Below are 5,686 nucleotides of genomic sequence, written 5' to 3' on the forward strand. Positions count from 1 at the left end.
GCTGATAGAAACAGAAGCCACTGGAGCACCTCAAAAACACCATCATACACTAAATCAGTAAGTTGGCAGCATCACCCGACGCACTTTGCGCCGAATAAATACCTGTGACGGAAGATCACTTCGCAGAATAAATAAATCCTGGTGTCCCTGTTGATACCGGGAAGCCCTGGGCCAACTTTTGGCGAAAATGAGACGTTGATCGGCACGTAAGAGGTTCCAACTTTCACCATAATGAAATAAGATCACTACCGGGCGTATTTTTTGAGTTATCGAGATTTTCAGGAGCTAAGGAAGCTAAAATGGAGAAAAAAATCACTGGATATACCACCGTTGATATATCCCAATGGCATCGTAAAGAACATTTTGAGGCATTTCAGTCAGTTGCTCAATGTACCTATAACCAGACCGTTCAGCTGGATATTACGGCCTTTTTAAAGACCGTAAAGAAAAATAAGCACAAGTTTTATCCGGCCTTTATTCACATTCTTGCCCGCCTGATGAATGCTCATCCGGAATTCCGTATGGCAATGAAAGACGGTGAGCTGGTGATATGGGATAGTGTTCACCCTTGTTACACCGTTTTCCATGAGCAAACTGAAACGTTTTCATCGCTCTGGAGTGAATACCACGACGATTTCCGGCAGTTTCTACACATATATTCGCAAGATGTGGCGTGTTACGGTGAAAACCTGGCCTATTTCCCTAAAGGGTTTATTGAGAATATGTTTTTCGTCTCAGCCAATCCCTGGGTGAGTTTCACCAGTTTTGATTTAAACGTGGCCAATATGGACAACTTCTTCGCCCCCGTTTTCACCATGGGCAAATATTATACGCAAGGCGACAAGGTGCTGATGCCGCTGGCGATTCAGGTTCATCATGCCGTTTGTGATGGCTTCCATGTCGGCAGAATGCTTAATGAATTACAACAGTACTGCGATGAGTGGCAGGGCGGGGCGTAATTTTTTTAAGGCAGTTATTGGTGCCCTTAAACGCCTGGTTGCTACGCCTGAATAAGTGATAATAAGCGGATGAATGGCAGAAATTCGAAAGCAAATTCGACCCGGTCGTCGGTTCAGGGCAGGGTCGTTAAATAGCCGCTTATGTCTATTGCTGGTTTACCGGTTTATTGACTACCGGAAGCAGTGTGACCGTGTGCTTCTCAAATGCCTGAGGCCAGTTTGCTCAGGCTCTCCCCGTGGAGGTAATAATTGACGATATGATCATTTATTCTGCCTCCCAGAGCCTGATAAAAACGGTTAGCGCCGGGGTTGGATTTTTCAGCGTTCCAGCTAAGGCTAAGGCATTCCTGTTCAAGCGCAAGCCGGGCTATAAAGCGCATTATCGCTTTACCCGTGCCCTTATTTCGATCGCACTGAGAAACATACAGCTCTTTAATATGCAGCTGACCGCTGTATCGGGGCGAGGGATAAAGAATATTGCAACATGCCAGGCCAGTAATGTTATTGCCGCAGCGCGCTCTGATCACCAGGGTACCGGAAAGCCGGTTGAATAACTTTTTACAGAGATAATCCTTCATCAACGCTTCCTGAATGATACCTTCGCCATAATAGGGGTCGTCTCAGAAAACGGAAAATAAAGCACGCTAAGCCGGTTGCAGAGGCCGTAGCGGCCTGAACTTCCCCGCGCCGATCTTGGCGCTGCTGCGCCATAGGTAATCACCGGTCAGGTTGATGTGCTCCCAGCCGAGTGGCGACAGGTACTGCAATAGCGAGTCATCGACGGCATGACCATTGCCGCGCAACGCATGCGCCGCACGCTCCAGGTAGACCGTGTTCCACAGCACGATGGCCGCCGTCACCAGGTTGAGGCCGCTGGCCCGGTAGCGCTGCTGCTCGAAACTGCGGTCACGGATTTCACCAAGGCGGTTGAAGAACACGGCACGGGCCAGCGCATTGCGCGCCTCGCCCTTGTTCAGCCCGGCATGCACGCGGCGGCGTAGCTCGACGCTTTGCAGCCAGTCGAGGATGAACAGCGTGCGCTCGATGCGGCCCAACTCGCGCAGCGCGACGGCCAAGCCGTTCTGGCGCGGGTAGCTGCCGAGTTTCCTGAGCATCAGCGAGGCCGTCACCGTGCCCTGCTTGATCGAGGTGGCCAGCCGCAGGATTTCGTCCCAATGGGCGCGGACGTGCTTGATGTTGAGCGTGCCGCCGATCATCGGCTTGAGCGCGTCATAGGCGGCATCGCCCTTCGGGATGTAGAGCTTGGTGTCGCCCAGGTCGCGGATGCGCGGCGCGAAGCGGAAGCCCAAGAGGTGCATCAGGGCGAAGACGTGATCGGTGAAGCCCGCCGTGTCGGTGTAGTGCTCCTCGATCCGCAGGTCGGATTCGTGGTACAGCAGGCCGTCGAGCACGTAGGTTGAGTCGCGCAGGCCGACATTGACCACCTTGGTGTGGAATGGCGCGTATTGGTCGGAGATGTGGGTGTAGAAAGTCCGTCCTGGGCTGCTGCCATATTTTGGGTTGATGTGCCCCGTGCTCTTTGCCTTGCTAGCGGTTCGGAAATTCTGTCCGTCCGATGATGATGTGGTGCCATCGCCCCAGTGCCCGGCAAAGGGATGCCGAAACTGAGCGTTGACCAGTTCAGCCAACGCTGTCGAGTACGTTTCGTCGCGGGTATGCCAGGCTTGCAGCCAAGCGAGCTTCGCGTAGGTCGTGCCGGGGCAGGACTCGGCCATCTTGGTCAGGCCCAGGTTGATCGCGTCGGCCAGGATCGTGGTCAACAACAGGTTCTTGTCCTTGGCCAGATCGCCCGATTTCAAGTGCGTGAAGTGCCGGGTGAAGCCCGTCCACTCATCGACTTCGAGCAGCAGTTCGGTGATCTTGACGTGCGGCAGGACCATGGCTGTCTGGTCTATCAGCGCCTGCGCGGTGTCGGGCACCGCCGCATCCAGCGGCGTGATCTTCAAGCCCGACTCGGTGATGATGGCATCCGGCAGGTCGTTGGCTGCCGCCATGCGGTTGACGGTGGCAAGTTGTGCTTCCAGCAGCGTCAGCCGCTCATGCAGATATTGTTCGCAGTCGGTGGCCACGGCCAGCGGCAATTCGCTGGACTGCTTGAGGCTGGTGAACTTCTCGGGCGGTACCAGGTAGTCCTCGAAGTCCTTGAACTGGCGTGAACCCTGCACCCAGATGTCGCCCGAGCGCAGGGAGTTCTTCAACTCGGACAGCGCGCACAGTTCGTAGTAGCGCCGGTCGATGCCGGCGTCGGTCATCACCAGTTTCTGCCAGCGCGGCTTGATGAAGCCGGTCGGTGCATCGGCTGGCAGCTTGCGGGCGTTGTCGGTGTTCATGCCGCGCAGCACCTCAATGGCATCAAGCACGTTTTTGGCGGCGGGCGCGGCCCGCAGCTTGAGCACGGCAAGGAATTCCGGTGCATAGCGGCGCAGGGTGGCGTAGCTCTCGCCGATGCGATGCAGGAAATCGAAGTCATCGGGTTGCGCGAGCTTCTGCGCCTCGGTGACGCTCTCGGCAAAGGAATCCCAGGACATGACGGCCTCGATGGCGGCAAACGCATCGCGGCCTGATTGCTTGGCGTCGATCAGCGCCTGACCGATGCGCCCGTACAGACGTACCTTGGCGTTGATGGCCTTGCCTGACGCCTGGAACTGCTGCTGATGCTTATTCTTGGCAGCGTTAAACAGCTTACCCAGGATGCGGTCGTGCAGGTCGATGATTTCGTCGGTGACGGTGGCCATGCCCTCGGTGGCCAGCGCCACGAGAGTGGCGTAGCGCCGTTGCGGCTCGAATTTGGCCAGGTCGGCGGGTGTCATCTGGCCGCCCTCGCGGGCAATCTTGAGCAGGCGGTTCTGGTGAACCAGCCGCTCGATGCCGGTAGGCAGATCGAGTGCCTGCCATGCCTTGAGGCGTTCGATGTGTTCCAGCATATGCCGCGAATTTGGCTTGGCCGGAGACTGGCGCAACCAAGCCAACCAGGTCGTCTTGCCGTTGTCCCGGCGCTTGAGCAGATCGTCGAGGCGGCGGCGATGCGCGTCCGCCAGTGGTTCGGCCAAGGCGTCGTAGATGCGCCGGTTAGCACGGGTGATCGCCTCGGCACTCGCCCGCTCGACGGCGTTGAGGGCGGGCAGAATGACCGACTGCCGCCGCAGGTGCCCGATCAAGGCGCTGGCCAGCACGATGCCTTTGTCGGTTTGCATCGCCAGCTCGGTCAGCATCTGGACGGCCTGCCGGTAATGGCTCATGGTGAAGGGCCGGAAACCGAACACGGTTTGCAGCTCGCTCAGGTGCTCGCGCCGGGTCTGCTCCCGCTGGCCGTACTCGTTCCAGCTTTCGACGCCGACCTTGAGCTGGTCGGCGACCAGCTTCAACAAGGGCGGGAACGGTAGTTCATCGACGCCCAGGATGACGCCGGGAAAGCGCAGGTAACAGAGCTGCACCGCGAAGCCCAGCCGATTGGCTGGCCCGCGCCGCTGTCGGATGATCGAGAGGTCGGTATCGTTGAATGTGTAATGTCGGATCAGGTCGTCCTTGGAGTCCGGCAACGCCAGCAGGCTTTCCCGCTCGGCGGCGGACAGGATGGAACGACGTGGCATATTTACTGATCCGTTCTCAAGTATTGATACAGGGTTTCGCGACTGATTCCGAATTCACGAGCAAGCTTGGTCTTTTGCTCGCCAGCCTCGACACGTTGGCGCAGTTCGGCAATACGCTCAGACGACAGGGATTTCTTCCTGCCACGGTAAGCCCCGCGTTGCTTGGCGAGCGCAATACCCTCGCGCTGACGCTCGCGGATCAGGGCGCGCTCGAACTCGGCGAACGCGCCCATCACCGAGAGCATCAGGTTCGCCATCGGAGAGTCTTCGCCAGTAAAACTGAGGTGTTCCTTGACGAATTCGATATGCACGCCGCGTTGTGTCAGCGTTTGCACGATCCGGCGCAAATCATCGAGATTGCGCGCCAGGCGATCCATGCTATGCACCACCACGGTGTCGCCGGTGCGGGCGAAGCTTATCAGCGCTTCCAGTTGCGGACGCTTGACATCCTTGCCGGATGCCTTGTCGCTAAAAGCGCGATCAACCTTGACGCCTTCCAGTTGCCGTTCCGGGTTCTGGTCGAAGGTGCTGACCCTGATATACCCAATGCGCTGTCCAGTCATGGAATTCCCTGCAAAATGTCAGGGAAGACTCTATGACCTTCAACGAGATATGTCAATAAATTCAAAATTCAATCCTATCCTGACGCAATTTACACATGGCATCTGACATCAGGTTAGGGTATGCCTCAACCTGACGGCGGCGAATCACAAGCGTCCGGTTTGACGCTGGTTTCGGTCGCAGTGCTGGCCCGCGCCTGGAAGCGCTGATAGCACTCCAGCCCGCAGAAATGCTCCACGTACTCGGCCCCTTCCGGCGTGAAGGCGGCATCGAGCGGGATTTCCTTGCAGCACACGCAGCAACTGGTGCTCGGTTCATTGGCGTTCATGGTGGTGTTCCTCCATTGGTTGACGAAGCCGACGAAGGCCGCCGCCGGCATCGGCCTGGCGAACAGGAAACCCTGCACCGTGTCGCAACCCGCCTGCCGCAACCACGCAAGGCAGTCGGGTGTTTCCACACCCTCGGCTACCACCTCCTATGTCGTTTTCAGAAGACGGCTGCACTGAACGTCAGAAGCCGACTGCACTATAGCAGCGGAGGGGTTGGATCCATCAG

General features: G+C 57.3%; 5 protein-coding genes. 1 reads left to right on the forward strand and 4 read right to left on the reverse strand.

Going from position 1 to position 5,686, the window contains the following annotated elements:
• The first annotated feature begins 299 nt into the window (after positions 1-299).
• Positions 300-959 (forward strand): type A-1 chloramphenicol O-acetyltransferase, encoded by a 660-nt coding sequence (locus QMN38_RS26185; protein WP_000412211.1) that lies wholly within the window; start codon positions 300-302, stop codon positions 957-959.
• A gap of 200 nt (positions 960-1,159) precedes the next feature.
• Here the strand turns inward: QMN38_RS26185 and QMN38_RS26190 are convergent, their stop codons facing one another.
• From QMN38_RS26190 to QMN38_RS27130, 4 genes are all read right to left on the reverse strand, one after another.
• Complete coding sequence (locus tag QMN38_RS26190) at positions 1,160-1,537, reverse strand: GNAT family N-acetyltransferase (RefSeq protein ID WP_000656305.1); 378 nt, start codon at positions 1,535-1,537, stop codon at positions 1,160-1,162.
• A gap of 66 nt (positions 1,538-1,603) precedes the next feature.
• On the reverse strand, positions 1,604-4,570 hold the full coding sequence (locus tag QMN38_RS26195; RefSeq protein ID WP_001138064.1) for a Tn3-like element TnAs3 family transposase: 2,967 nt from the start codon (positions 4,568-4,570) through the stop codon (positions 1,604-1,606).
• Between the two features lie 2 nt (positions 4,571-4,572).
• On the reverse strand, positions 4,573-5,133 hold the full coding sequence (locus QMN38_RS26200; RefSeq protein WP_000147567.1) for a recombinase family protein: 561 nt from the start codon (positions 5,131-5,133) through the stop codon (positions 4,573-4,575).
• A 125-nt stretch (positions 5,134-5,258) separates the two neighbouring features.
• A complete protein-coding gene (locus tag QMN38_RS27130; RefSeq protein WP_072205433.1) occupies positions 5,259-5,603 on the reverse strand; it encodes a DUF3330 domain-containing protein in 345 nt (114 codons plus the stop codon).
• Between the last annotated feature and the right edge of the window lie 83 nt (positions 5,604-5,686).

It is taken from the genome of Citrobacter sp. R-1.5.2 (assembly GCF_035064245.1).
Classification (GTDB): Bacteria; Pseudomonadota; Gammaproteobacteria; order Enterobacterales; family Enterobacteriaceae; genus Citrobacter.

Bases quoted from the DNA above. Each gene is read 5' to 3' on its own strand.
- QMN38_RS26200 (WP_000147567.1), bottom strand. From the start codon at position 5,133: ATGACTGGACAGCGCATTGGGTATATCAGGGTCAGCACCTTCGACCAG.
- QMN38_RS26185 (WP_000412211.1), top strand. From the start codon at position 300: ATGGAGAAAAAAATCACTGGATATACCACCGTTGATATATCCCAATGG.
- QMN38_RS26195 (WP_001138064.1), bottom strand. From the start codon at position 4,570: ATGCCACGTCGTTCCATCCTGTCCGCCGCCGAGCGGGAAAGCCTGCTG.
- QMN38_RS26190 (WP_000656305.1), bottom strand. From the start codon at position 1,537: ATGAAGGATTATCTCTGTAAAAAGTTATTCAACCGGCTTTCCGGTACC.